General features: G+C 68.0%; 24 protein-coding genes and 1 tRNA gene. 13 read left to right on the forward strand and 12 right to left on the reverse strand.

Annotated elements, in window-relative coordinates; all coding sequences use genetic code 11:
• Positions 1–111 precede the first annotated feature (111 nt).
• On the reverse strand, positions 112–318 hold the full coding sequence (locus QH168_RS11510) for a heavy-metal-associated domain-containing protein (protein ID WP_280234578.1): 207 nt from the start codon (positions 316–318) through the stop codon (positions 112–114).
• Positions 319–394: 76 nt separating this feature from the next.
• Positions 395–1,009 (reverse strand): TetR/AcrR family transcriptional regulator, encoded by a 615-nt coding sequence (locus QH168_RS11515; protein ID WP_280234579.1) that lies wholly within the window; start codon positions 1,007–1,009, stop codon positions 395–397.
• A 77-nt stretch (positions 1,010–1,086) separates the two neighbouring features.
• On the opposite strand from QH168_RS11515, the gene QH168_RS11520 reads away from it, so the two are divergent.
• The 3 genes from QH168_RS11520 (at position 1,087) to QH168_RS11530 (ending at position 4,862) form a co-directional block, all read left to right on the forward strand.
• Positions 1,087–1,839 (forward strand): SDR family oxidoreductase, encoded by a 753-nt coding sequence (locus tag QH168_RS11520; protein WP_280234580.1) that lies wholly within the window; start codon positions 1,087–1,089, stop codon positions 1,837–1,839.
• A 62-nt stretch (positions 1,840–1,901) separates the two neighbouring features.
• Positions 1,902–2,864, forward strand: a complete 963-nt coding sequence (locus QH168_RS11525) for a 4-(cytidine 5'-diphospho)-2-C-methyl-D-erythritol kinase (RefSeq protein WP_280234581.1) — start codon at positions 1,902–1,904, stop codon at positions 2,862–2,864.
• A gap of 207 nt (positions 2,865–3,071) precedes the next feature.
• Entirely contained in the window at positions 3,072–4,862 is a 1,791-nt protein-coding gene (locus QH168_RS11530; RefSeq protein ID WP_280234582.1) for an ABC-F family ATP-binding cassette domain-containing protein, read from the forward strand.
• Positions 4,863–4,896: 34 nt separating this feature from the next.
• On the opposite strand, the gene QH168_RS11535 is transcribed toward QH168_RS11530, so the two are convergent.
• Both QH168_RS11535 and QH168_RS11540 read right to left on the reverse strand, forming a co-directional pair.
• Positions 4,897–5,796 carry an Abi-alpha family protein gene (locus tag QH168_RS11535; protein ID WP_280234583.1) on the reverse strand — a complete coding sequence of 300 codons (900 nt, stop codon included), beginning with the start codon at positions 5,794–5,796 and terminating at the stop codon, positions 4,897–4,899.
• Positions 5,787–7,109 carry a hypothetical protein gene (locus tag QH168_RS11540; RefSeq protein WP_280234584.1) on the reverse strand — a complete coding sequence of 441 codons (1,323 nt, stop codon included), beginning with the start codon at positions 7,107–7,109 and terminating at the stop codon, positions 5,787–5,789. The genes QH168_RS11535 and QH168_RS11540 overlap by 10 nt, the downstream gene beginning before the upstream one ends.
• 276 nt (positions 7,110–7,385) lie before the next feature.
• On the opposite strand from QH168_RS11540, the gene QH168_RS11545 reads away from it, so the two are divergent.
• On the forward strand, positions 7,386–8,261 hold the full coding sequence (locus tag QH168_RS11545; RefSeq protein WP_280234585.1) for an Abi-alpha family protein: 876 nt from the start codon (positions 7,386–7,388) through the stop codon (positions 8,259–8,261).
• A gap of 106 nt (positions 8,262–8,367) precedes the next feature.
• The gene (locus tag QH168_RS11550) at positions 8,368–8,982 is read left to right on the forward strand and encodes a nuclear transport factor 2 family protein (protein WP_280234586.1); all 615 of its coding nucleotides are present in this window, start codon (positions 8,368–8,370) and stop codon (positions 8,980–8,982) included.
• Positions 8,983–8,991: 9 nt separating this feature from the next.
• Here the strand turns inward: QH168_RS11550 and QH168_RS11555 are convergent, their stop codons facing one another.
• Positions 8,992–10,632: a peptide chain release factor 3 gene (locus tag QH168_RS11555; protein ID WP_280234587.1), complete on the reverse strand. Its 1,641-nt coding sequence runs from the start codon at positions 10,630–10,632 to the stop codon at positions 8,992–8,994.
• Between the two features lie 457 nt (positions 10,633–11,089).
• Here QH168_RS11555 and QH168_RS11560 point away from each other — a divergent pair, with 457 nt between their 5' ends.
• The gene (locus QH168_RS11560) at positions 11,090–11,695 is read left to right on the forward strand and encodes a 50S ribosomal protein L25/general stress protein Ctc (RefSeq protein WP_280234588.1); all 606 of its coding nucleotides are present in this window, start codon (positions 11,090–11,092) and stop codon (positions 11,693–11,695) included.
• 22 nt (positions 11,696–11,717) lie between these two features.
• Positions 11,718–12,293 (forward strand): aminoacyl-tRNA hydrolase, encoded by a 576-nt coding sequence (pth, locus tag QH168_RS11565; RefSeq protein ID WP_280234589.1) that lies wholly within the window; start codon positions 11,718–11,720, stop codon positions 12,291–12,293.
• Here the strand turns inward: pth and QH168_RS11570 are convergent.
• Entirely contained in the window at positions 12,290–13,936 is a 1,647-nt protein-coding gene (locus QH168_RS11570; protein ID WP_280234590.1) for a fatty acyl-AMP ligase, read from the reverse strand. The genes pth and QH168_RS11570 overlap by 4 nt on opposite strands.
• Positions 13,937–14,307: 371 nt before the next feature.
• Here QH168_RS11570 and QH168_RS11575 point away from each other — a divergent pair, with 371 nt between their 5' ends.
• Positions 14,308–15,189, forward strand: a complete 882-nt coding sequence (locus QH168_RS11575; protein ID WP_280234591.1) for a hypothetical protein — start codon at positions 14,308–14,310, stop codon at positions 15,187–15,189.
• An 88-nt stretch (positions 15,190–15,277) separates the two neighbouring features.
• Here QH168_RS11575 and QH168_RS11580 read toward each other — a convergent pair whose 3' ends face one another.
• Positions 15,278–16,450, reverse strand: coding sequence for an aminotransferase class V-fold PLP-dependent enzyme (locus QH168_RS11580; protein WP_280234592.1), 1,173 nt, complete (start codon positions 16,448–16,450; stop codon positions 15,278–15,280).
• Between the two features lie 180 nt (positions 16,451–16,630).
• Between QH168_RS11580 and QH168_RS11585 the strand changes: the two genes are divergently transcribed.
• The 4 genes from QH168_RS11585 (at position 16,631) to egtD (ending at position 21,872) form a co-directional block, all read left to right on the forward strand.
• Positions 16,631–18,283, forward strand: a complete 1,653-nt coding sequence (locus tag QH168_RS11585) for a glutamate-cysteine ligase family protein (RefSeq protein WP_280234593.1) — start codon at positions 16,631–16,633, stop codon at positions 18,281–18,283.
• A 204-nt stretch (positions 18,284–18,487) separates the two neighbouring features.
• Positions 18,488–19,825 (forward strand): ergothioneine biosynthesis protein EgtB, encoded by a 1,338-nt coding sequence (egtB, locus tag QH168_RS11590; protein WP_432421080.1) that lies wholly within the window; start codon positions 18,488–18,490, stop codon positions 19,823–19,825.
• 30 nt (positions 19,826–19,855) lie between these two features.
• Positions 19,856–20,695 carry an ergothioneine biosynthesis protein EgtC gene (gene egtC, locus QH168_RS11595; protein WP_280234594.1) on the forward strand — a complete coding sequence of 280 codons (840 nt, stop codon included), beginning with the start codon at positions 19,856–19,858 and terminating at the stop codon, positions 20,693–20,695.
• Positions 20,696–20,900: 205 nt separating this feature from the next.
• On the forward strand, positions 20,901–21,872 hold the full coding sequence (egtD, locus tag QH168_RS11600) for an L-histidine N(alpha)-methyltransferase (protein WP_280234684.1): 972 nt from the start codon (positions 20,901–20,903) through the stop codon (positions 21,870–21,872).
• A gap of 82 nt (positions 21,873–21,954) precedes the next feature.
• On the opposite strand, the gene QH168_RS11605 is transcribed toward egtD, so the two are convergent.
• From QH168_RS11605 to QH168_RS11625, 5 genes are all read right to left on the reverse strand, one after another.
• Positions 21,955–22,689 carry a hypothetical protein gene (locus QH168_RS11605; RefSeq protein ID WP_280234595.1) on the reverse strand — a complete coding sequence of 245 codons (735 nt, stop codon included), beginning with the start codon at positions 22,687–22,689 and terminating at the stop codon, positions 21,955–21,957.
• A 63-nt stretch (positions 22,690–22,752) separates the two neighbouring features.
• The gene (locus QH168_RS11610) at positions 22,753–23,013 is read right to left on the reverse strand and encodes a hypothetical protein (RefSeq protein WP_280234596.1); all 261 of its coding nucleotides are present in this window, start codon (positions 23,011–23,013) and stop codon (positions 22,753–22,755) included.
• Positions 23,014–23,114: 101 nt separating this feature from the next.
• Positions 23,115–24,095 carry a ribose-phosphate diphosphokinase gene (locus QH168_RS11615; RefSeq protein ID WP_280234597.1) on the reverse strand — a complete coding sequence of 327 codons (981 nt, stop codon included), beginning with the start codon at positions 24,093–24,095 and terminating at the stop codon, positions 23,115–23,117.
• Positions 24,092–25,582 carry a bifunctional UDP-N-acetylglucosamine diphosphorylase/glucosamine-1-phosphate N-acetyltransferase GlmU gene (glmU, locus tag QH168_RS11620; RefSeq protein ID WP_280234598.1) on the reverse strand — a complete coding sequence of 497 codons (1,491 nt, stop codon included), beginning with the start codon at positions 25,580–25,582 and terminating at the stop codon, positions 24,092–24,094. The genes QH168_RS11615 and glmU overlap by 4 nt, the downstream gene beginning before the upstream one ends.
• 171 nt (positions 25,583–25,753) lie before the next feature.
• Positions 25,754–25,824 (reverse strand) — tRNA-Gln (locus tag QH168_RS11625).
• Between the two features lie 270 nt (positions 25,825–26,094).
• On the opposite strand from QH168_RS11625, the gene QH168_RS11630 reads away from it, so the two are divergent.
• Entirely contained in the window at positions 26,095–26,709 is a 615-nt protein-coding gene (locus QH168_RS11630; RefSeq protein WP_280234685.1) for a TetR/AcrR family transcriptional regulator, read from the forward strand.
• The last annotated feature ends 84 nt before the right edge of the window (positions 26,710–26,793 follow it).

Here is a 26,793-nt window from a genome sequence, read left to right on the forward strand (position 1 = left end):
CTGCCGCTGCCCGGAGTCGGCTCGGTCACGATCGCCCCTCAGGAGCGTCCTGTGCCGAGTACGACACGAACAGCGGCAGTAGCGCCCGTCGATCGCGGCGAACGTCCGGTATCAGCTCGCGATCGCGTATCCGGCCTCGTCGACCGCGGCGGCGACATCGGCATCGGCCAGCGGGGCCGCGCTGTCGACGGAGACCAGGCCCGAAGCCAGATCGACATCGACGCTGGTGACGCCGTCGATCTTGCCGATCTCGGCCTTCACCGAACCGACGCAGTGCCCGCAGGTCATTCCGGTGACGGTGTAGGTGCTGGTGGCCATGTCCACTCCTTCGCTCGCGATCCATAATACGGTCCGGGGGTATCCCCGACACCGACGAACATACCCCTAAGGGGTATTAGTGCGCAAGTGTCGGTGCGGTGCTGATCCAGTGTGCCGCGGCGATTTCCGCCACCGCGGCCAATTCCGCTCGGGTCGCACCGTCCCTGGCCGACTGGGACATGCCGAACATGACCGCGCCGACATATCGGGCCGACGCGGCGGCATTCGTGTCTTCCGGTAGCAGGCCCGCGTCGATATCGGCCTGAATCCGTTCGGTGAAGGCGCGGATATTGCTGTTGCGGATGCCGCGCAGGAGCTCGGCGACTTCTTCGCTGGTGGTGTTGATCCCCGCGCTCGTCACCAGGCATCCGTGTGGGCAATCCGCGCGGGTGTACTCGGAAGCCGCCTCGCGCAGTATCCGGCGCACCATATCGGCCGCGGTGCGCTCCTCGGCCAGTGCGGCGGTGGTGAAAGAGCCGTATCGCTCGCCGAAGGTGCGCACCACTTCGGCGAACAGTGTCGCCTTGTCGCCGAAGGCCGCGTACAGGCTCGGTGCGCCGATGCCCATGGCCGAGGTCAGGTCGCCGATGGAGGTTGCTTCGTAGCCGTGGGTCCAGAACAGGCGCGTCGCCTTGTCCAGTGCGGCTTCGCGGTCGAACGAGCGGGGGCGCCCCCTGGGTGATGCGCTCACCGATTCATTCTATAGCGGCCGCTAGATAATGTGCTACGGTCCCTTTCTGTAGCGAACACTAGAGAAAGGTTCCGGCCATGGGAGTACTGGCGGGGAAAACGGCGTTGGTGACCGGCGGCAGCCGTGGGATCGGACGGGCGATCGCCGAACGGCTCGGCCGCGACGGCGCGCGGGTCGCGGTGCACTACAACGGAAACGAACAGGCCGCGAAACAGGCCGTCGCGGCAATCGAGGCAGCGGGTGGTTCCGCCTTCGCGATCCAGGCCGAACTCGGGGTGCCCGGCGACGCCGAACGGCTCTGGGCCGCATTCGACGCCCACGCCGACGGCGTCGACATCATCGTCAACAACGCTGGCATCGATGGCATCAGGGAACCCATCGAGGCCACCGATGAGGCCGCCTTCGATCGGGTGTTCGCGGTGAATACGAAGGCGCCGTTCTTCATCGTCAAACACGGACTCGACCGGTTACGTGACGGCGGGCGGATCGTCAATGTCTCCACCGGCCTCACCCACGGCGCCGCGATGCCGGAACTCATCGCCTACACCATGACCAAAGCGGCCATCGACTCCTTCACCGCCGCACTGGCCAAGCACCTCGGTCCGCGCGGGATCACGGTGAACGCGGTGGCGCCGGGCGTCATCGACACCGAGATGAACGCGGGCTGGCTGCACGATCCCACCGCGCAGGAACAAGTCGTGCGGTTGTCGCCGCTGCGTCGGGTCGGGCAGGCCGCGGAGGTAGCCGATGTCGTCGCGTTCCTGGCGTCCCACGATTCGAGGTGGGTGACCGGTCAGTGGATCGACGCCACCGGAGGCGCGCTGCTCTAGCCGCCGCTCGCCCGGCATTCGACACGCGCGCCTGTCGTATTCACCCATTACGCTTGGTCACCGTGCTGTCCGTTGTGCCGAGCCCCGTCATCGTGCGTGCGCCGTCGAAGGTGAACCTCCATCTCGGAGTCGGTGACCTGCGCCCCGACGGATATCACGATCTCACCACCGTCTTCCAGGCGTTGTCGCTGAGCGACGATCTGGAGATCGCGCCATCGGCCTCGCTGACGGTGCGGGTCACCGGCGAGGGCGCCGCCGAGGTGCCGACCGACCGGACCAATCTGGTGTGGAAGGCGGCTGTGCGCCTGGCGCATCTGGCGGGTCGTGCGCCGCTGGTGGAGATCGCGATCAGTAAGGGCATTCCGGTGGCGGGCGGTATGGCCGGTGGCAGCGCCGATGCCGCCGCCGCGCTGGTCGGGCTGAACGAGCTGTGGGATCTCGGCCTGTCCCGCGAGGAACTCACCGCCGTGGCCGCCGAACTGGGCAGCGACGTCCCGTTCTCCCTGCACGGCGGCACCGCACTCGGCACCGGACGCGGCGAGCGATTGCTTCCGGTGTTGTCGCGCAACACCTTCCACTGGGTGATCGCCCTGGCCAAGGGCGGTCTGTCCACCCCGGCGGTGTACGCCGAACTCGATCGGCTGCGCGAGATCGGGGAGCCGCCACGGCTCGGCGCGCCACAGGATCTCATGCAGGCCTTGGCCTCCGGCGATCCGAAACAGCTTGCCCCGCTGCTCGGTAACGATCTCCAGGCCGCCGCGGTGTCGTTGAAGCCGGAACTGCGCCGCACCCTGCGCGCCGGGGTGACCGCGGGTGCGCTGGCCGGGCTCGTCTCGGGCTCCGGGCCGACCTGCGCGTTCCTGTGCGAATCGGAGGAGTCCGCCGTCGCCGTCGCGGCGGAACTGGCCGGTGCCGGGGTGAGCCGCAGTGTGCGCACGGCGACCGGCCCGGTGCCCGGCGCGCGGGTGGTCGGCGGTGAGGGCCCACACCCACAGCCCACTCGCGACGGCGGCAGAATCGGCTGAGGTCCTCGATCCGTCCGGAGCGCCACGATCGGGCGCGCGGTGCGGGCAGGCCCGCTGGTGATCGGGGATTCCTGGCGTCATGTCCGCCGTCGATCACCGGGCGGTGGCGCGGACGGTCCGGTCGGTACCCTTGCTCCGGGCAGGTGCGAAGACCGGCCTCGACGAGGGCGGCGCCCCACGACGCCCGGTAAGGCACGGAAAGGTTTCATGTCCAACCTGATCAACCTCGAACAGGTCAGCAAGAGTTTCGGGATCAAGCCGCTGCTCGATGACGTCTCACTCGGTGTGCACGCGGGCGAGCGCATCGGCGTCGTCGGCCTCAACGGCGGCGGGAAGACCACCCTGCTCGAGGTGCTGACCGGTATCGAGGAACCCGACAGCGGCCGGGTCAGCCGGGTCGGCGGGTTGCGTGTGGCCGTGGTCACCCAGCGCGGTGTGCTGCCCGAGGGCGCCACCGTCGGATCGGTGGTGCTGGCCGGACTGGCCGTCGACGCCATGACCGATTCGGTCGCCGAACACGAATGGGCTGCCGATCCGCGCATCCGCTCGGTGATGGAAGGCATCGGCATCGCCGACCTCGGCCTGGACACGGTGGTCACCAACCTCTCCGGTGGGGAACGCCGCCGGGTGGCGCTGGCCGCCGCGCTGGTGCGCGATCTCGACCTGCTGGTGCTCGACGAGCCGACCAACCACCTGGATGTGGAGGGCGTGCGCTGGCTGGCCGATCATCTGCTGGCCCGGCGCAGCGCGCTGGTCGTTGTCACCCACGATCGCTGGTTCCTCGACACCGTCGCCACGCAGACCTGGGAGGTCGTCGGCGGCAAGGTGGAAAGCTACGAGGGCGGATACGGCGACTGGATCTTCGCCCGCGCCGAACGCGCCAGGCAGGCCGACGCCTCCGAGGCGCGCCGCCGCAATCTGGCCCGCAAGGAGCTGGCCTGGCTGCGCCGCGGTCCGCAGGCCCGCACCTCCAAACCGCGGTATCGGGTGGAGGCGGCCGAGGCGCTCATCGCCGATGTGCCGCCGCCGCGCGACAGCGTCTCACTGAGCGCCTTCGCCCGCAAACGCCTCGGCCGGGTGGTGATCGAACTCGAGGACACCACCCTCACCACCCCCGACGGACGCGAACTGGTGCGCGATCTGACCTGGCGGCTCGCACCGGGCGAGCGGGTCGGTCTGGTCGGCGTGAACGGTTCGGGCAAGACCACCCTGCTGCGCGCCCTCGCCGGCGACGTGGAACCTGCCGCGGGTAAGCGGATCCAGGGCCAGACCGTGCAGATCGGCTGGCTGCGTCAGGAACTCGACGATCTGCCGACCGATATGCGCGTGCTCGAGGCGGTACAGCAGATCGCGATGCGGATCATGCTGGGCGATAAGGAGATATCGGCCGGCCAACTGGCCGAACGGCTGGGCTTCACCCCGGCGCGCCAGCGCACCCCGGTGGGCGATCTGTCCGGTGGTGAGCGCCGCCGTTTGCAGCTCACCCGGATCCTGATGTCGGAACCCAATGTGCTGCTGCTCGACGAGCCGACCAACGACCTCGACATCGATACCCTCCAGCAGTTGGAGGATCTGCTCGACAACTGGGCGGGCACGCTGGTGGTGATCAGTCACGACCGCTACCTCATCGAACGCATCTGTGACTCCACCTGGGCGCTGTTCGGTGACGGCAAGCTGACCAATCTGCCCGGCGGTATCGAGGAGTACCTGACTCGCCGCGAAGCGCGGCAGGCCCGCCCGTCCGGCGGCGCCAAACCCGCCGATGGCGCTGCCCCCGTGACCGATTCGGCCGCCTACCGCGCCGCGCGCAAGGAACTGGCCAAACTGGAACGCGCCATCGACAAGCTCGGCGAACGCGAGCAGAAACTGCACGCGGCCCTGGCCGATGCCGCCACCGACCCGGACAAGCTGCTCACCTTGGGTGCGGAGCTGAAACAGGTGCTGGCGGAGAAGGAATCGGCCGAGGAACGCTGGATGGAACTCGCCGACGACGCCTGAGCCGCTGCGACGCCTGGGCCGCACCGCCGCCGCGTCAGCTCGTCTCGGCGGCGGGCCCTTCGTGCAATACGACGGGCAGGCAGGTCTGCACGAACTCCTCGCCGAAGCCGGTGAGGATGATGCTGCGGTAGGACACCTTGGTCCCGAACCCGGAGCGCTTCAGCAGATCACGCACCGGTGATTGCGCCTCCAGCAGCTGATAACGGTTGGGGTTGCCGACCGGCTCCTTGGCGAGTTCGATCACCCCGAGCCGGCGCAGGTTGGTCAGATAATGCTGGATGCGGTTGGGGAAGCGCAGACCGGCGTGCTCGCCGAGCAGGGTGAGCCCCGATTCCTGGCGCAGGCCGAGCCGTTCGGCGCCGAGCCTGCCGAGCCGCCCACCGTGCACTTCGAGCGAGGGCTGCGGGCCGTCCATCCGCAGATAGCGCAGAATGCGCGCCTCGTCGGGGGTGATCTCGGCGAGGATATTCGCGAACGCGGGATGTCCGTCGTCGTCGGTGTGGGTGCTCGCCGACAATCGCAGCAGTGCGGCGCCCTGTTCCCGCAGCGTCGGCGTGCCGCCGGAACCTCCTCGACGCTCCGTCTCGGGAAGTCCGAGGGCCCGGCGCAGCGCGCGGCGCACCTCGGCCTCGGCTTCGGCGCGGATCTCGGCCGGTGGCACGCCGGCGGCGCTGCGCCGCACGACCGTCCCGGTCACGTCGAGCACGGTGCCGACGCCCCAGCCCGCCGCTCCCGTCACCGTCGACCACGCCACCCGCACCACGCCGGTGGCGGTGCGGACGGTGGTGAGGGGGTTGGCGCGCGCCGCCGGCACGGGCTCGTGCTCGAACAGGCGCGCCACCTCGGTGGATGCCGCCGCGGACGCGGCTTTCGGCTCGTTGTCCTCGCCGGAATCCGAAGACGCCGCCGATTCCGCCGAGTCCGTTACATCCATGTAGTGGCCACTCCTGTCCCGAAGATCAGGATGTGAGCGTATCCGGCGAAGAGCCCGAGCACACCGCCATGGACGAAAAGCAACCATTCGTCCTGTTTGATCGCCGATCGCAGCATTTCCACGAAGTCGGTCGGGGACAGGACCGACATTTGTTTGGCGATGTAGTCGTTGATCTGCCTGCCCTGGCGGATGTTGAAGTCCGGGTCGGCGAACGCGATCGGGGCGATGGACATGGCCTCGGTGGTCAGCGTCGATTGCAGGGCGTTGTACTCGCGGCTGCCGAGCACGAACTTCACCGCGCTGCGGGCCGGACCGAGGGCGCGGTCGGCGGCCGGGCGCAGGGTGTCCTCCAGCATCTGCATCGTGCGATCCGAGCGCGGACCGTTCAACAGTTCGTCACCGATATTCGCGACCGTCACCACCTGGCCCGATACCAATTCGGCGTAGCCGGCGGTGATTTCGGGCTGCCGCTTGATCAGCAGGCCCTGACGCCACGGGCACCACCATTTCGGCTCGGCGGGCGCGAAGATCATATTGATGCCGACCCAGTTCACCACCCAGCCGATGATCACGCCGCCGATCGGCAGTACCGCGAGGGTCGGCCAGCCGGTCAGATGCAGAATCGCGACCAGCACCGCGCCCATCGGCGCGCCGAAGTAGAAGCCGAAGTTCTGCATGAACCGCAGTTCCTTGGCGCCGAGCACCTGGAACAACTGGTTGAGCAATTGGGGGCGTGCCTGGAAATAGCGGATGACCATTTGCTTGACGTCGAGCAGCTGATCGATGTTCGCGCCGAGTTCCTGGGTCAGTTCGCGCAGGATTTCCGGCAGCTGGGCGCGCACCCGGTCGTGCACCATATCGCGCACCTGGGTGGGCAGGTTGTACCAGAGCTGCGGGTGTTCGCGGCGCAGGATCTCTTCGACGATGTCGTGGATCTGATCGTCGGCGATGCTGGCCAGATGTTCGGCGAGGGCGTCGGGTTCGAGTTCGCGATAGAAATCGGCGACGCTGCCCAGTTTCGACAGACCCTTGTCGACGGCGATGCTCGCCATTTTGTCCGCACGCGAGGGCACGATGCCCTGCCAGCCCATACGCCCGTCGTAGCTGAGCAGCGGCAACACCTGAATTCGCTTGGGCAGGAATGGATACAGCGCGCGCAAGCCTGGAACGTGAATGCCGTGGAAGGCGATCGGCCGAAACAGCATCAGCACACCGGTCCAGTTGGTGATATAGCCGATGACGCCTGTGAAAAGAGGAATCGTCAGAAGTTCAAGGAGGATCGTGGGATGGACCCCGAACACACTCTCTAGCACGACACCCTCCTGCCGATTCACCGGTGATCGCCGCCTCACCGGCACCTCAAATTAGCACCCCGTCGGCAGCAGGACCCTATGTGACGTGCGGCGCCGACTCCAAGCGCGAGTGCGGCGCACCACAGGTAGTGTCTGAGACGTTTACCACAGTGTCCCCCTGTGATGTCGTGGTTCAACCCGAAGGTGGGGACAATGACCACCACCACATCTGATCGTGACTGGTGGGCAATAATCTGTGAGCGGATTCGTTCACCTGGCGATACATCGGAGTACGACGTGGCAGACGACAGGACCGGACAGGACGTGGCCCGGGCCGGTTCCCGTGCTGTGGAACGCAGCTCGGATGTCGAACAGCGGCAGATCAGCAATGAGGCCCGGCTGATCCGCGGTGTGTTCCGCGCCGCCGGACTGGCGGCAGGCACCGTGGTGCGCGGCGGTCAGTGGGCGGTCGAGACCTCCTACGAGATGACCAGGGAGATCACCCAGGCCGCGCTCGACGGTGAATCCTCGGCCGAGATCGCCGAACGCACCGGCAACGCCCTGCGGTCGATCGCGCGCAGCGCGCTCGGTGTCACCGAGGGCTCGGTGCGCGAGATCGTCAGCTATGTGCCCACCCAGCAGAACTCCGGGCAGCAGTCCATCCCGATGGCCTCGTACCTGCGCTCGGCCAATGTCGACGAGCTGCGCAGGCGCGGTGACGCGCTGCTGGCCCGTTCGGCCGATGTCTACTTCACCGAGGACGTGCACCCGGCCTACGACCGCATCCTCGACGAACTCGCCCCCGATGAGGCGCGCATCCTGCGCTTCATGGCGCTCAACGGCCCACAGCCGTCGGTGGACGTGCGCACCAACCGTCCGCTCGGGATCGGCTCGGAGCTGGTCTCCGGTGATCTGACCTCGGTGCCGGAACAGGCGGGCGTGCGCTATCCGGACCGGGCCCGCTCGTATCTGATCAACCTCAACCGCCTCGGCCTGACACTGACCTCCGACGATCCGGTGGTGCTGAGCCGCTATATGGTGCTCGAGGTGCAGCCGCTGGTAGAGGCGGCGTTGAAGAAGGCGGGTCGGGCGCCCAAGATCGTGCGCAAGAGTCTGCGACTCACCGAATTCGGCGAGGACTTCTGCCGCACCTGTTTCACCATCGGCGGCTGAGAATCGCGCCTCGCACACGGTGGGCGAGTTCGCCCGGTGATAGCGATCTGATACAGATCTGGCCCAATACCGTAGTATGCCCGTGTGCTGGTGGGATCGTTGAGGTATGGACCAGGACGAGGAGCGTAGGGACTCCGAGTCGGGCGCAGAACCGGAGCCGGTGGGCCGGGTTCTGTTCGGGCGGATACCGGGGCCGACTCCGGCGCCCGAGAACGGCGCGCGCGACGACGTGTCCGAGATCTGCCGGTTGAAGTACCGCTATCTGCGGACACTCGACACCAAACTATGGGACGAGTTCGCCGACACCATGGTCGCGGAGGCGACGGCCACCTACAGCGAATATCTGCAATTCGAATCCCGCGAGGCGTTCATCGCCTTCATGCGCAATACGCTCGGACCGCACGTCATCACCGAACATCGCTGCGATCACCCCGAAATAGATATCGACGGCGATGCGGCCACCGGCACCTGGTACCTGGCCGATACGGTGCTCATTCCCGAACACAACATGCTGCTGCGCGGTGCGGCGTTCTACTCCGACCGCTACACCCGCTGCGATGACGGGCACTGGCGGATATCGCACACCGGCTACGAACGCACCTATGAAGTGGTGCTCTCGCTCAGCGACCTGCCGAGCCTGCGGCTGACCTCCAGCCGATGGGGGCTGATCGCCAGGGACTCCGGGCTCGAATCGGTGGAACGCGAGCCGGAAGCGGGCTGAACAGGCCGCTCAGTCGGCGGTGGCGACGAGCGGTTCCAGGGTCAGCCCCGGATGCTCCTTCTCGATGTATTGCAGCCGCCATTTATCGCTGAACAACGCGAGCAGCGCGCCATCGCTGCGGGTGAACACCTCCACCCCGCGCTGGCGGCCGAGTTCGTCGGCGGAGGCGGCGTCGGTGCGCCTGGCCAGTGTGTAGGGCAGATGGTCCAGCTGCGTCTCGACGTTGTATTCGCCCTGCATCCGGGCGGTGACCACCTCGAACTGCATCGGACCGACCGCCGCGAGCACGGGGGAGGCGTCGCCGCGTGCCTCATTGCGCAGGACCTGCACCACGCCCTCGGAGTCGAGCTGGTCGATCGCCTTGCGGAACTGCTTGTACTTGCCCGCGCTCTGGGCCCGCAGCACGGCGAAATGCTCCGGTGCGAAGGACGGAATGGGCGGGAACTCCACCTTCTTGTCCACGAACAGCGTGTGTCCGGGCGCCAGCGCGGTCGCGTTCACCAGGCCGACCACATCGCCGGGATAGGCGGTGTCGACGGTCGCGCGTTCCCGGCCGAACACGGTGAGCGCGTACTTCGTCGCGAACGGGCGTCCGGTCTGGGCATGGGTGACCACCATGCCGCGCTCGAACTCACCGGACACGATCCGCATGAAGGCCAGCCGGTCGCGGTGGGCGGTATCCATCCCCGCCTGCACCTTGAACACCACGGCGCTGAACGGGTCGGTCGTTGCGCGCTCGCCGCCCTCGACATCACGGCGCGCGGCCGGTGCGGGCGCCAGCGCCACCAGCGTCTCCAGTAGCTGGCGCACCCCGAAGTTCAGCATGGCCGAGGCGTAGATGACCGGTGAGGTCTGCCCGGCGAGGAACATTTCCTGATCGTGGTCCTGACCGGTGGCCGAGAGCAGTTCGCTCTCCTCGGCGGCGGTGGTCCACGCCTCGCCCTCGCGCGCCTCGGCCGATTCCGGGCTCAGCGATTCCTCCGGCGCGATGGTGGCGCCGCCAGCGGTGCGGGTGAAATGGATGTATTCGACGGCCGCACCCTCGACGCCGCGGCGCAGCAGGCCGCGGAAATCACCGGCGATGCCGACCGGGAGGAACAGCGGCGTCGGGGTCAGCCCGATGCGCTCATCGATCTCGTCGAGCAACTCCAGCGGCGCCCGGCCCGGCCGGTCCCATTTGTTGATCACGGTGATCACCGGGATGCCGCGATGACGGCACACCTGGAACAACTTCAGCGTCTGCGGCTCCAGACCCTTGGCCGCGTCGATCAGCATGACCGCGGCGTCCACGGCGGTCAGGACGCGGTAGGTGTCCTCGGAGAAATCCGAGTGGCCGGGGGTGTCGACCAGATTGATCACATGGTCGACATCGGAGCCCGCGGCGCGATAGTTGAACTGGAGCGCGGTCGAGCTGACCGAGATACCGCGCGCCTTCTCCATCTCCATCCAGTCCGAGACCGTGGACTTGCGACCGGCCTTACCGTGGATGGCACCCGCTTCCGAGATCATCCGCGCGTGCAGTGCGAGCGCCTCGGTGAGCGTCGATTTACCGGCGTCCGGATGCGAGATCACAGCGAAGGTCCGCCGCCTCGACACCTCGGCGGGCAGCCCGCGTGAACCGGACGAGACGCCGTCAGTGGAGGCGGTCAACAGCGGCAACCTTTCGGGGATGCGAGGAGGAATAGCAACCGGTCCAGCGTACTGTGTCTAATTTGCGCCGCCTGCGGCGGCGCGTGTTCGCGGCCCCTTTGGGTCTCGCGTCTCCGCTGCCGCTGCTTGCCTTCGGCTTGCCCAGCGGCCGCGGAGACGCGAGACGGGCCGCGAACTCTGTGCTCGGTCTCGCTTCGCTCGAAAATTGGTGGGTTACCGACCGTTGTGGGTTGTTGACCACCCGATTCCGGTGCTCGGCGGGGCTTGCGCTATGGTGTTCAGGTTGTCTCGGCGAGGGTGACCGCAGACTTTTGCGACACCGTGATCGACGCGGCTCGGCTTCCGGCCGTCCTCGTTGTTGTCTTCGCCCGACGAGTAGACCAACCGAGCCAGGACTCTCACGTCCCTGGCACCCACAGTTGACCAGCCCGGAAGAGCCGTAGGAGTAGATCAGGTCATGTCCGACGCCAACCTTCTCGAAGCCGCAGTCCGCACCGAGTTCGGCAAGGGCGCGGCCCGCCGCACCCGTCGTGACGGCAACGTCCCCGCCGTGCTGTACGGCCACCAGTCCGATCCCCAGCACCTGGCGCTCGACGCCAAGGCGTTCGCGGCGATCCTGCGTGAGCACGGCACCAACGCGGTGCTCAACCTCGTCATCGACGGTAAGAAGCAGCTGGCGCTGACCAAGTCGGTCGTCGTGCACCCGATCCGCCGCTACATCGAGCACGCCGACCTGCTCGTCATCAAGAAGGGTGAGAAGGTCACCGCCGACGTGACCATCACCATCGTCGGCGATGCGGCTCCCGGCACCCTGGTCACCCAGGACGCCACCACCGTCTCCATCGAGGCCGACGCGCTGAACATCCCCGAGACCATCGAGGTCTCCGTCGAGGGTGTCGAGGCCGGTACCCAGATCAATGCCGCCGACCTCCAGCTGGCCGAGGGCATCAGCCTGGCCGTCGACGGTGAGACCCTGATCGTCAACGTCATCGCCGCCCCGGCCGCCGCTGCCGAGACCGAGGGTGAAGGCGAAGGCGAAGCCGAGGGCGAGAGCGCCGAATAAGGATCACGGATCGGTTGTCTCGATGACCGACTCCACGCCCGCGCTCGTCGTCGGCCTCGGAAATCCGGGCAGCGAATACGAGCGCACCAGGCACAATGTGGGATTTCTGGTCGCCGACGTGCTCGCCGAGCGCGTCGGCGGCCGTTTCAGCGTGCACAAGAAGTCCGGCGCCGATCTGCTCACGGCCCGGCTCGACGGTCGTCAGGTATTGATCGCCAAACCGCGCACCTATATGAACCTGTCCGGCCGCCCGGTCGCCGCGCTGGCCCGTTTCTTCTCCGTGCCCGCGACCGAGGTGATCGTCGTGCACGATGAACTCGATCTGCCGTTCGGTGCGATCAAGCTCAAACGCGGTGGCGGCGAGGGCGGGCACAACGGTCTGCGCTCGGTGTCTCAGGCGCTGACCACCAAGGACTATCTGCGCACCCGCATCGGCATCGGCCGCCCGCCGGGTCGGCAGGATCCGGCGGACTATGTGCTCAAGCCCTTTTCCGCGCCGGAGCGCAAGGAAGTGCCGGTCCTGGTCGAGCAGGCGGCCGATGCGGTGGAGCTACTGCTGCGGGTCGGGTTGGAAACCGCGCAGAACCAACTGCATTAACGCAGGTGCACCGCGGTGGCGGCACGGCGGAGCTTGCCCGAGGAGGTCTTCGGCAGGGCGCCGGGGCCGAGCACCGCGACCGTGCGTGGGCGGGCGCCCACCTCGGAGACCACCGCGTGCACGATCTCGCGTTCGATGCGTTTGACCTCGTCCGGATTGTGGTGGTCGTTGCTCTCCACCACCACCGCGAAACTCTCCCGCTTCTGGCCCGCGTCCAATCGCACCGCGACCGCATTGCCGGGGCGCACGCCCGCCACGCGCATGGCGGCCCGCTCGATATCGGTGGGGAAGATATTGCGGCCCGCCATGATGATGACGTCTTTGATCCGGCCGCAGACCACGATCATGCCCTCCTCGGTGAAGTAGCCGATATCACCGGTGTCGAGCCAGCCGTCGGCATCCTGCGCGGAACGGAACCCCTCGACGGTCACATATCCGGAAGTGACGGCGGGACCGCGCAATTCGATCACGCCCACCGAGCGGGTGGGCAGCGGCTGACGTTCGGCGTCCACGATCCGGCCCTCCAGATCGTCGACCAGGTAGCCGAGCGTCGGCAGCCTGCGGATATTGCCGTGATGGGAGCCCTGATCATGCACCGGGACGGCTTTGCCGAGAGCTTCCAGCAGATCCGCGTCGACGATATCGAGCACCTGGCCGTGCCCTGGATCGGGAATGGAGACCGCGAGCGTCGTCTCGGCCATACCGTAGACCGGTGTCAGTGCCATCGGGTTGAGGCCGAAGCGTTTTCCGGCCACCGCCAGTTTGTCCATGGTGTCCGGATCGACCGGCTCGGCGCCGTTCCACATATAGCGGACACAGCTCAGATCCAGATTCGAGCCTTCGACCTGGTCCAGGCGCCGGGCCAGCAGCGAGTACGCGAAATTCGGTGCCGCGGTGACGGTGCCGCGATAGCGGTCGATCAGCTCGGCCCACAGGATGGGCCGTTGCAGGAAGTCGATCGGCGTCACGCAGACCACCTCGGCGCCGAATTGCATCGGGACGCTGAGGAATCCGACCATACCCATATCGTGGAACAGCGGCAGCCAGCTGACCATCACATCATTGTCGAGCTGGAACTTCACCCGATTGAACATGGCGTAGGCGTTGACGAAGAAGTTCTCGTGGGTGATCCGCACCGCCTTCGGCGAACCGGTGGAGCCCGAAGTCAATTGTTGCAGCGCGATATCGGACTCGCCGGTCGGAACCGGGTCGGTATCGGCGCCCTCGTGCAACTGGTCGACCCGCACCACGGCGATACCGCGTTCACGCAGCAGCGGCTCGGCCGCCTCGAACGGTGCGCCGAGGATCACCGCCCGCGCTTCGATCATGCCGAGCACCGTCTCGGTATCGCGGGCCCATACCGCGAGATCTGTCCGTGGCGTGGGCTGATGCAGCATGGTGATCGACGCGCCGCGCATCCATACGCCCTGACATGCGGGCGCGATATCGACCGGCATCCCGGCCAGCACGCCGACGGCATCGCCGTGCCCGATTCCGGCAGCGGCAAGGCCGCCCGCCATCCGTCGCGCGATCCGATGGATCTCGGCCCACGTCTGCCGTCGTGGTGCATCCGGTTCCCCGGTCACCAGCCCGCGCGTGGTCTCCTGCGCCGTCGCGTACATCTCCTCGGTGAACCTGCTCAACGCCCGCTCCTCACCGGCCAACCGGCCGACAACCGACCTGCACTCAACTATCCCGCTCTCCGGGCCCTGCGTTAACCCCTCCCGTATGTGCGCTGGTCAGCGCCATATTCCCGCATGAAATGAAGGGTGCGCCTGCGAGGGGAAATCGTCGGCCGCCCCGAACCCGCGCACCCTGTCCCCACCGCACCGCATCCGCCCGCCCGTCGGCACCGCCGCCGACCGGCCCAGGGATAGTAGCCCGCCCCACCGCAGACCGGTCCCTCGCGCCGCCGGCGTGGCGCCGACCTGACACGCCGAGCGCCTCGGCGAGCCGCTCCGCGACGCGCGAAACCCATTGGGATCGCGCCGAAATGCCCGCCTACGCTCCCCGCATGCCGTCCCAGCACCACGAGGTGATCATCGATCTGTTCCGGAACCAGCCGGAGATGATCGCTCCACTGCTGACCGGTCTGGGTTGTCGACTGCCCGATTACGAGAAGGTCCGGACGGAATCCGGTGAACTTCCCGTACTCGCACCCACCGAATACCATGCGGATTCGGTTGCGGTGTTCCACGGGGCGGACTCACCGGTGCTGGCGGTCGTCGTAGAGATCCAATTACGCCCTGATCCGGACAAGCTGTGGTCTTGGCCGGTCTATGTGTCCGCATTGCGGGCGCGATGGAAGTGCCCAACCGTGCTGCTTGTGCTGTGTCCCGACAGACGCACCGCACGTTGGGCGGCGGAGCCGATCGACTTCGGCTATGGGCATCCGGCCGCACGCTTGTCGCCGCTGGTGTTGGACCCGTCCGGCGTCCCGGTGATCACCGATCTCGACACCGCCACCGAACTACCCGAACTCGCCGTGTTGTCCGCGCTGGCGCACCCCACCCACCCCGAGAACCGTGCGGTCTTCGAGGCTCTGCTCGCCGCGCTCAGCACGATGAGTGTCGACCGTGCTTCGCTGTACTATGACTTCATCCTTTCGAGGCTGCCGAAGGCTGCCCGAGCTGCTTGGGAGGCGCTGATGACCGCCGGACTCCACGACTATCGGTATCAGAGCGAATATGCCCGCAAATACTTCGCCGACGGGCAGCTGCGCGGGGAGCAGCGTGGTGAGGCGCGGGCTCTGCTCGAGGTGCTCGATGCGCGTGGGATCGAGGTATCGGAGCAGGACCGGGCCCGTATCACCGGATGCGCGGATTCCGATCGGCTGGCTCACTGGATCCGCCGGGCCGTGGTGGTAACGACGGCGGAGGAATTGTTCGCCGAGTAGGTCGGCGCTCCGGCGCGCAGCCGTGGACCGTCCCTCGATACGGCGCCGAGGATGATCGGTTCGCGGTGGGATCGATCCGTGTCGGGGGTCAGAGTGCTGCGACTGCGGTGAGGAAGCGGTCCAGTTCGGCGAAGTCGACGAAACAGTGTGGTGAGGCTCGGACCACGGCGGCGAGGGCGCGGGCGGACATGTCGAGCAGGGTGGAGCTGCGGTGGCTGACGGTGACCGTGATGTCCTGTGCGGCAAGCCGATCACGCACCTGTACGGGGGCCACCGCGTCGAGGGTGAACGAGACGATGCCGCTGCGGCGCAGGCCGAGATCGCGGACCGTGACGCCGGGGATCTCGGATAGGCCCTTGCGCAGGTATTCGGCCCTGGCGGCGATGGCGGCGTAGACCTCGTCGGGGCCGAGTTCCAGCAGATAATCGACGGCGGCGCCGAGGCCGAGCCGGGCCGCGACATCGTGCTCCCAGAACTCGAACCGGCTCGCGTCGGGGGCCAGGCGGTACTCGTCCGGCGCCGTCCATTCCGCGCTGTGCAGGTCCAGTCGGGTGGGCTCCATCGATGCGGCCAATTCTGGACGCACGTACAGGAATCCGGTGCCGCGTGGGCCGCGCAGCCATTTGCGGCCGGTCGCCGACAGTGCGTCCACCCCGAGTTCGGCGACGTCGAGTGGGATCTGCCCAGCGGACTGGCAGGCGTCGAGCAGCACGAGCGCACCGGCCTCGTGCGCGATCCTGGTGGCCTCGGCCGCCGGGTTCACCAGACCTCCATTGGTCGGTGCGTGCAGCAGCGATACCAGCTTCACACGGTCGTCGACGAGGGCGGCGAACGCGTCGAGATCGAGCTGGCCGGTGGCGTCGCTGGGAATGTGCTCGACCACGGCGCCGGTCGCGCGGGCGCGCTGTAGGGCGGCGATGGCATTGCTGGCGTAGTCCGAGCCGGAGATGAGGATGCGGTCACCGGGGCGCAGCGGCACCGAATAGAAGAAATCGGCCCAGGACCTGGTGGCGCTGTCGCTGAGCGCGATACTGCCCGGCGTGGCATTGATGAGCGTGGCGATCGACTGTTTGACGGCGGCCAGATCGTCGAGCCGCTCATTGGCCGCGCGATAGCCGCCGACCTCGGCCTCCCGGCGCAGATGAGCGATCACCGTGTCGGTGACCACCCGCGGCGGCAGCGACGATCCCGCGCTGTCGAGAAAGACCAGACCGTTGCCGACGCCGGGGGTCCCTTCACGTATCCGCTGCTCATCAAGCATATCGACGACGATATCGGTTCGAATGTTCGACCGCTTGTCGGTTACTTGTCGGTATCCGTCGCTACCCTGGAATCCACCGTCGACGACGACACATGAACTCGCCATATCGCAGTACCGAATATCCGCACGATCCATCGCGAAACAGATCCACCGCGTACTGGAACCACCTGGAGGTCGAGCATGGCGGTCACACTCGAGCGCAGGCAGGCGCGGCAGAGTGCCACGGACCGGGCGCTGTCCACTCGGGCAGCGGCCGAGGCCTATATCGGCGGCGTCTGCTTCAAACTGGGCCCGCCGGGCTTGATCGGCGCCGAACTCGAATGGCTCACCATCCACGGTGAGTGTCCGGCGTCAGGCCCAACGGCCGCCCCGCGTCCGCCACTCGATCTGCTCGCGGACGCCCTCGGACCATACGCACCACGGTCCATCGCCCCCGATTCGCCCGCTCTCGCGCTTCCGGGCGGCAGCCGGGTCACCATCGAACCCGGCGGTCAGATCGAACTCTCCAGCGCGCCCTACGCCACCGCCGCTCAGCTCGGCCAACATCTGGCCGGCGATGCGCGCCTACTGCGCGACCGCCTCGAATCCCACTGCCTCGGTATCGTTTCCGCGGCCGCCGACGCCGACCGTCGCGCCCGCCGTGTGCTGCGATTGCCCCGCTACCAGGCGATGGAGCGCTATCTCGCCGGTATCGGCCCGTTCGGCAAACTCATGATGTGCAATACCGCGGCGACCCAGGTCAGCGTCGACGCCGGAGCCGACCCTGCCGAAGTGGCGGCCCGCTGGGCCGCGCTGTACACCATCGGCCCCGCACTGCTGGCCGCTTTCGCCTGTTCACCGGAGCTGCGCGGCGCGCCCGCGGGGGAGTGGGCCTCCCAGCGGATGCGGACCTGGTTACGTCTCGACCATTCCCGTACCCGCCCTCCGGTCGAGGACTGGGCAGATCCGATCGCCGGCTACGCCCGCTGGGCGCTGGACGCGCCGTTACTGTGCGTGCGCTCCGAACCGGACGCCGCGACGACCATGTCGGGCGGCTCGTCGACCAGTGACGGTGCGTGGGGCCATCCCGGTTTCGTGGATGCCGCCGCGCCGACCGACGGTGGCTCGCTGCCCGGCCGTGCCTCGTCGATCGACGGTGCCTCGTCGACGGGTGGTGCCTCTGCGAACGGTGGTGTCTCACGGACCGGTCGTGCCTCGCCGACCGGCGGGTTCTCGCCGAACGGTGGTGTCTCGTCCACCGGTCGTGGCGCGCCGAACGGCGGCTTCGCAATCGGCGACGGCTCATCGCCCCGTGGCGCTTCCTCGAACGGTAGCGGCTCAGTGCACCGCGACGGCGCACGCAATGGCCGTGGCCGTGCGACCGGCGGCACCGATTGCGCATGGGCCGCCCCGCCCGGCGCGACCTTCGCCGACTGGCTCTCCGGCGCCTTGGACGACGAGATCGGCCGCAGGCCCGACCGCGGCGATCTCGACTATCACCTGACCACCATGTTCCCGCCGGTCCGCCCGTCCGGGCATCTCGAGGTGCGCTACCTCGACGCACAGCCCGGTGCGAGCTGGACGGTCCCGATCGACGTCATCGACGCCCTGATGTCCTCCCCTGCCGCCGTGGCCGAGGCGACGTCGATCGCGCGCCCCACCGTGGGCCGCTGGCTGGACGCCGCGCGCTGCGGACTGGCCGATCCCGAGATCCGCGCCGCCGCCGTCGACCTGCTCGAGGCGGCGGCCACCCATGCCGCCACCCCGGCCGCGGCGGCCGATATCGGCACGGCCGCCCGTCGCTGCCGAAGCGCACGGCCACCAGGAGTGGATGAAGCTCGTGCCGAGCCATGAGTGCGACGACCTCGGCCGCCACCCGTTCGACAGCGACGGGGCTCGTTTCGTGGCCATACCGCTGCGTCGACGCCGATGGGCCGTCAGGTCGACGCAGCGGATCGTCCCGCCGCGCCCATGGGCACCACGCACCGCGACCACGCCACTTCGCCGACCAGCCGCATCCCGCATCAACCCCGAGCGACCCGGAGTTCCATCGTGACCATCCACGTGCCCGCCGATGACACCTCCCAGACCGAACGACTCCGCGCCCATATCGCCGAAACGCTCGGCCGGGCGCGATCACGCAGCGCCGCGCTGACCGATTGCCTGGACGAGGCCGAACTCGTCGCGCAACATTCGCGGCTGATGAGCCCGCTGGTCTGGGATCTGGCGCATATCGGCAATCAGGAAGAACTGTGGCTGGTGCGCGATGTCGGCGGGCGGGAAGCGGTACGCGCCGATATCGATGAGCTGTACGACGCGTTCAAACACGCGCGGGCGAATCGACCGGAGCTACCGCTGCTGAATCCGGGCCAGGCCCGCGACTACGTCGGCACGGTCCGCGACAAGGTGTGGGATGTGCTGGAGCGCAGCACTCTGCGCGGTGCGCCGCTGGTGGACGGCGGGTTCGCGTTCGGCATGATCGCCCAGCACGAACAGCAGCACGACGAGACCATGCTCGCCACCCATCAGTTGCGTACGGGGGCGCCGGTCCTGTCCGCACCGGCCGCGCCCGCGAGTACCGCCGCGGTGCGCGGTGAGGTGATCGTCCCGGCGGGTCGTTTCATGATGGGCACCTCCACCGACCCGTGGGCGCTGGACAACGAACGCCCCGCTCATCCGGTGCATGTGCCCGGGTTCGCCATCGATGCCGCACCCGTCACCAATGAGCAGTACCTGGCGTTCATCGGCGACGGCGGCTACCAGCGCCCCGAACTGTGGTCCGAGCGCGGCTGGGCGCATCGCGTCGAGGCCGGTCTGGTGGCGCCGCAGTTCTGGGAGCGGGATCCGGCCGGGCGCTGGTGGCGGCGGGTCTTCGGGGTGATGACGCCGCTGCGTCTGCATCAGCCGGTGGTGCATGTGTGTTGGTTCGAGGCCGAGGCCTACGCCCGTTGGGTGGGTAAACGCCTGCCGACCGAGGCCGAATGGGAGAAGGCGGCGCGGCACGATCGCGCCGCCGACCGGTCTCGCGGCTATCCGTGGGGTGATGCCGAACCCGAGGCGGACCGGGCGAATCTCGGTCAGCGGCATCTGGAGCCGGCCGATGTCGGCGCCTATCCGGCGGGTGCGTCGCCGGACGGTGTGCACCAGCTCATCGGTGATGTGTGGGAGTGGACATCTTCCGGTTTCGAGCCCTATCCGGGCTTCCGCGCCTTCCCCTACCGCGAATACTCCGAGGTGTTCTTCGGCGGCGACTACCGCGTATTGCGCGGCGGTTCGTTCGGCACCGATCCGGTGGCCTGCCGCGCGACATTCCGCAACTGGGACCACCCCATCCGGCGGCAGATCTTCTCCGGCTTCCGGCTGGCCCGCGATCTCGCACCGGGGGAGGGCCGATGATCGGCTCTCGGACGACATCGCGGAGTGCGCATGTGTAGACATCTCGCCTATGTCGGCCCGCGCGTACCGGTCGGCGACCTGCTCACTCGCGGCCCGCACGCGCTGCGCACCCAGGCGTGGGCGCCCCGCGATATGCGCGGTGGCGGCACCATCAATGCCGACGGATTCGGCGTCGCATGGTGGCGGCCCGCCGACGGCACCGGTCCCGCTCATGCGAGCCGCTATCGCAACGCCGCGCCGATCTGGACCGATCCGGCCGTGGCGGAGGTGCTACCGCAGATCGAATCGTGGGCGGTGCTTGCCGCGGTGCGGTCGGCGACGGTGGGGATGCCGGTCGAGCGGGCGGCCTGCGCGCCGTTCATCGATGACGGCTGGGCGTTCAGCCATAACGGTGTGGTGCCGAATTGGCGCAAGGCGCTCACCGCGTCGCTGGCCGATCTGGACAGCGCGGCGACCCGCGCGGGCGCGACCCGCATGTTCCAGACCGCCGATCTGCTCGACGCCGAATCCGCCACCGATTCGGCCGCGCTCTGGGTGCTGCTGCGCGGCCTGCTCACCCCCGGCGCCCCCGAGGATCTGGTGGCCTCTCCTGGCGAGGCGCTGCGGCTGCTCGTCACCACCGTGGTCGCCCACGCACCGAGCGCACGGCTCAACCTGCTGCTCGGTGACGGCACCGCGCTCTGGGCCACCGCATGGGAGCACGCGCTGTCGGCGCTGGTCACCGATGACTACGCCGTCCTCGCCTCCGAACCCTACGACGCCGATCCACGCTGGCAGTCGATCCCCGAGCACAGCCTGGTGTTCGCGGGTCCGGGCAGGCTCACGATCGAGCCGCTCGCCCGTCGTGAATCCGATGCGGCGACCTCATGAGCGACGCGGCCTACCGCGCGACGCCGGAGCCCCACATCGGCGGCGGCGCCTCTGCCGCCGAAGAGATGTGCTGCGCGATCGGACCTGCCGTACGGCGAAGTGGCGCCACCGGCCACCGTGACCGGTGCAGTAGCGAAAGCACCCCGGCCGAGGGGTGGCAGTGACCGATACGACCGGGCCCATCTTCGACGACAAGGATTCCGCAATGACCACACCTACGCTGGAAATCCATCTCACCGACGCCGACCTCACCGCCGCCCTGCGCGCGGACGCTCGGCGCGGACTCACCGCCGACCCGAAGTGGCTACCGCCCAAATGGTTCTACGACGCCCGCGGCAGTGAACTGTTCGAGCAGATCACCCAGCTGCCCGAGTACTACCCGACGCGCACCGAACGCGCCCTGCTGGAACGGGTGGTCGCCGAGATCGCCCGCGCGGCGCAGGCGGAGGTACTGGTGGAACTCGGCGCGGGCTCGGCCGCCAAGACTCGGCTGCTGCTCTCGGCGCTGAGTGCGGCGGCTCCACTGAAAACCTATGTACCCCAGGATGTCTCGTCCGCGGCGCTGCGCGCATCGGCGGCCGAGGTGGCCGCGGAGTTCCCTGGGCTCACGGTGCACGGCGTGGTCAGCGATTTCACCGACACCCTGCACACCCTGCCGCGGGGTGGACGCCGGATGATCGCCTTCCTCGGCGGCACCATCGGCAATCTCGTCCCGGCCGAACGCGCCGAATTCCTGACCGCCATCCACGAGGTCCTCGAACCCGGCGAACATCTGCTGCTCGGTGCGGGCCTGGTGGTCGATCCGTCGATCCTGGTCCCGGCCTACGACGATGCCGCCGGGGTGACCGCCGAGTTCAACCGCAATGTGCTGCATGTCCTCAATGCCAGGCTGTCGGCCGACTTCCAGCCGGACAAATTCCGCCATATCGCCCTGTGGGACGCTGAGAACGAGTGGATCGAGATGCGGCTCGAGGCCACCGAGGATATGCGGGTGACCGTCGCCGACCTCGATCTTCTGGTCGACTTCGCGCGCGGCGAGCAGATGCGGACCGAGATCTCGGCCAAGTTCCGGCCCGAGGGCCTGGACACCGAACTGTCGGCCGCCGGATTCACCCTCGACAAAGCCTGGACCGACCCGGACACCCGCTTCACCCTGGTCTTGGCCACGCGCGATTGAGAACGGCTCCGGTCGAGCGGCGAGACCACCGGGGCGTGGGCGGGCCGCAGTCCGGTGCCGGGCCGGCCGGGGACGAACCGGATCAGTCCTGTTCCGGGACGATATCGGAGTTGAAGATCGCGAAGCTGAGGACCAGTCCGATGGCCATCGCCACACCGGCGGCGACCGCCGCCCATTTACCCAGCGGTTCGCCCTTGTTGTGGCCGATGATGCCGAGGATGATGCCGGCCGGTCCGAACAGGATCGGACAGAACAGCAGGCAGATGCCCGCGCAGACGAACCCGATGATGGAGAACACCTGCGTGCCGGAACGCTGCGGTTCGGCGTCATAGGGCTGGAAGGACTGCTGCGGATAGGACGGGAACCCGCCTGCCTCGCTGCCCGGCCCCGATGCGGGCGGATAGGTCTCGCCGCCGGGATATCCGGGTGTCGCGCCCGGCCCACCCCACTGCTCGCCGCCCGGCTGTCCAGCCGGATACTGCTGCCCAGCCGGATACTGCTGACCGTAGGGTTGCGCACCCCCGGTCCACGGCTGATCACCGGCCGGTGGCTGCCCGGACGTCGACTGCACGCCACCCGGCTGCGCACTCCACGCCTGCCCCGGCCCGCTTTCCAACGGCTCCTCGCGCCACGCCTGCTCGGGCACCCCACCGCCGGTGGGTTTCTGTAGCGACGGCGGCTCCGTCCCGGCGCCCTCACCGGGCGCCGAACCGGTCACCTGCTCGGGGGTCTCCGGTTCCGGTGGCGTGGCACGGGGCTCCCCGTCCTGCGGTCGGTCCCCACCATCGGGGTCCTGCGGATGCTGCGGCGTGCTCATAGCGCTCTCCTCATTCGTCCGATCAAGGCGTTTCGGGTACAGCGATGGAGCGGTCGAACGGATCTACTGGTCGGGTTCCTCCACGATCTCCATCGCGGCCACCTCCGCGGGCCGGTCGTCATCGTCGGCGATCTCGGCGGCCCGCCGCCGCGGGGTCCACTCCTGCTCGAGTTCCTCCTCGATGCCGAGGCGACCGTCGTCATCGCTGGCGCGATTGCGGATCCGCAGGTCATCGGGCGGATCCTCGATGGCGCCCTCGTAAGCGCGGATCTCGTCCGCCTGCTCGTCGTCCCCCATGTCATCGTCGAGTGGGTCACGGTCCATATCCGCCAGTATGCGCCGAACGGCACGCCGAACGCGGGAACCGGAACAACAAAAATGGCGGGCCCGGACCGAATGGTCCGGGCCCGCCATCAAGCATCGACTCAAGCGTTGCCGTTGAACAGCCCCGTCACCGAGCCGTTCTCGAACACCTCACGGATGGTGCGGGCCAGCAGCGGCGCGATGGACAGCACGGTCAGCTGCGGGAACTTCTTGTCCTCGGTGATCGGCAGCGTGTTGGTCACCACGACCTCCTTGGCGCCGCAGGCGGCCAGCCGCTCGGCGGCGGGCGCGCTCAGCACACCGTGGGTCGCGGCGATCACCACATCACCGGCACCGGCTTCCTTCAGAACGCTGACCGCGCCCGCGATGGTGCCACCGGTGTCGATCATGTCGTCGATCAGGATGCAGGTGCGGCCCTCCACCTCACCGACCACACGGTTGGACTTCACCTGGTTGGGCACCAGCGGGTCGCGGGTCTTGTGGATGAACGCCAGCGGCGAACCGCCGAGCGAATCGGCCCACTTCTCGGCGACGCGCACGCGACCGGAGTCGGGGGAGACGACGGTGATGTGCTCGAGGCTGTAGTTCGCCCGGACGTACTCGGCCAGCTGCAACTGGGCGTGCATATGGTCGACCGGGCCGTCGAAGAAGCCCTGGATCTGGTCGGTGTGCAGATCGACGGTGATGATGCGATCCGCGCCGGCGGTCTTGAGCAGGTCGGCGACCAGGCGGGCCGAGATCGGCTCACGGCCGCGGTGCTTCTTGTCCTGGCGCGCGTACGGGTAGAACGGCAGGATCGCGGTGATCCGCTTGGCCGAACCACGCTTGAGCGCGTCGATCATGATGAGCTGTTCCATCAGCCACTCGTTCAGCGGCGCGGGGAAGCTCTGGAGTACGAAGGCGTCGGAACCACGGACCGACTCCTCGAAGCGAACGAAGATCTCGCCATTGGCGAAATCGCGCGCGGTCTGGGGCGTGACGTGGACATCGAGCTCCTTGGCGACCTGTTCGGCCAGCTCAGGATGCGAACGTCCGGCGAAGAGCATCAGGTTCTTCTGATTGTCGATCCATGACGCGGTCACTGCTGTTTGCCATCCTTTAGCTCGATTGCCTGACTCGACATCTCGTTTGCCGCGATGGCTTCCGCCGCCGCGCGCGCCGCAGCGGTTCCGGGACGATACCGCTGCACCCAGTTCTCAATATTGCGCTGTGGTCCACCCGACACGGCGAGCGCCCCCGGCGGAACGTTTCTGCGCAGTACAGTACCCGCCGCCGAATAGGCCCCGTCACCCACGGTGATGGGTGCGACGAACATCGTGTCGCTGCCCGTGCGCACATGGGAACCGACCGTGGTGTGATGTTTGTTCACTCCGTCGTAGTTCACGAAAACGCTGGACGCGCCGATGTTGCTGTGCTCACCGATGGTCGCGTCACCGACGTAGGTCAGATGCGGCACCTTGGAGTGTGCGCCGATATTCGCGTTCTTGGTCTCCACGAAGGCGCCGAGCTTGCCGGAATCGCCGACCACCGTGCCCGGCCGCAGAAAGCTGAACGGCCCGATGGTCGCGGCGGGCCCGATCACCGCGCCCTCACCGTGGGTGCGGACCACCTTGGCGCCGTCGCCGACGATCACATCGGTGAGGGTGGAATCCGGGCCGATCTCGGCGTCCTCGCCGACGACGGTGTTGCCGAGCAGCTGCACGCCCGGCCGCAGCACGACATCGCGTCCGATCCGCACCCCGGCATCCACCCAGGTGGTGGCCGGATCGACGATCGTCACGCCCGCGCGCATATGCCGCTCGACGATATAGCGGTTGAGGGTGCGCGCCGCCGCGGCCAGCTGCACCCGGTCGTTGACCCCGGTGACCTTGGCCGCATCGACCAGGCGCGCGCCCTGCACCGGATGGCCCGCCTCGTGCGCGAGCCGCAGCACATCGGTCAGGTACAGCTCGTGCTGGGCGTTGGCGGTGGACAGCCTGCCGAGCATGGTGCGCAGCACCCTGACGTCGAAGGCGTACACACCGGAGTTGACCTCGTTGATATGGGCCTGCTCCGGGGTGGCGTCGGCGTGCTCGACGATCTCGACGACCTGGCCGTCGGCGTCGCGCACGATCCGGCCGTAGCCGTTGGGGTCCTCGGGGACGAAGGTCAGCACCGTCACCGCGGGACGATCGGCGTAACTGCGGTGCTCGTCGAGCAGGGCCGCGAGCGTATGCCCGTCGAGCAGCGGCACATCGGCGGAGGTGACCAGTACGTCACCGGTGAAGTCGTCGGGTAGCGCGGTCAGTCCGCACTGGACCGCGTGGCCGGTGCCGAGCTGCTGCTCCTGCACGGCCGGAGTGATCTCGCGGGCCTGTTCGGCGGCCACCGCCGCGACCGCGGCACCGACCTGTTCCCGGTCGTGCCCGACCACCGTGATCAGATACGCGGGGTCGATCTCGTTCGCCGCATGCAGCGCGTGCGCGAGCATGCTTCGGCCGGCCAGCGAATGCAACACCTTGGGGGTCTTCGACCGCATTCGTGTCCCGGCACCGGCTGCGAGAACGACGACGGCGGTCTGCTGTGGCATGAATCTCCCTCGGCTGCCTGTCATCGTGCTGGTCCAACGCGTGCGGGCCCACGCTGCTCACACTGCCCGTGAGCCGGCACGGTATCCGTAGCAGGCCACCGTGCCATCGGCCGGTCACCGCACCTGTGCGCTGGACACCGTACCCGCGAGCTGTCGCACTGTGCTCGCCTGCTCCGCCGCCAGGACTCGAACCTGAACTATCTGAACCAAAATCAGAGGTGCTGCCATTACACTACGGCGGATTGTCGCATCGACGGGACACATACGCGCCCGCCAGTGCGCCTCGGCACGGCAACGATACTCGCATGCCGACCTCGGATCCGTCGAACCGTGGGCGTGATTCGCGCGCCCGGCTGTGCCACGGCCCGAGCTGTCTGGAACAGTTGTCCCAGACCGTTACGTCGGCGTAGGTAGGGAGGCCAATGCACGAGACACCCACGACCGGCGAGAATCCACGGGCGGGCGGTCAGGCCGACAAATCGCGCCGGGGATCGCAATCGGCACGGCCGCGCATGACGGGTACGCAGCGCCGCCAGCAGCTGATCGAAATCGGTCGCGCATTGTTCGCCGAACGCGGCTACGACGCGACATCCATCGAGGAGATCGCCCAGCGCGCCCAGGTGTCCAAGCCGGTGGTCTACGAACACTTCGGCGGTAAAGAGGGGCTTTACGCCGTCGTCGTCGACCGTGAGATGTCGATGCTGCTGGACATGATCACCTCCTCGCTGACCCAGAACCGGTCGCGGGTGCGGCTCGAGCAGGTGGCGCTGGCGCTGCTCACCTACATCGAACAGCGCACCGACGGCTTCCGCATCCTGGTCCGCGATCAACTGCCGCAGACCGGCGACGGACGCTATTCGAGCCTGCTCAACGAGGCCGTCAACCAGGTCGCGCACATCCTCGCCGGCGATTTCGACCGCCGTGATTTCGATACGAGTCTGGCCACCCTCTACGCGCAGGCGCTCGTCGGGATGGTCTCCACCGCGGCCACCTGGTGGCTGGATGTGCGCACCCCCTCCAAGGAGGTTGTCGCGGCGCATCTGGTGAACCTGTGCTGGAACGGTCTCAGCCACCTCGAGGCCCATCCGCAGCTCAGTTCCGAGTGGCCCGCCGGGACCGAGAACTGACCGGGAGAGTTAACCGGTGAATTGCGAACGAGCTTGCACCACATGCTCGAATCGGTTGGCGGGCGGCGCGCTGGTGGTACGGTT

It is taken from the genome of Nocardia cyriacigeorgica (assembly GCF_029868385.1).
Lineage (GTDB): Bacteria > Actinomycetota > Actinomycetes > Mycobacteriales > Mycobacteriaceae > Nocardia > Nocardia cyriacigeorgica_F.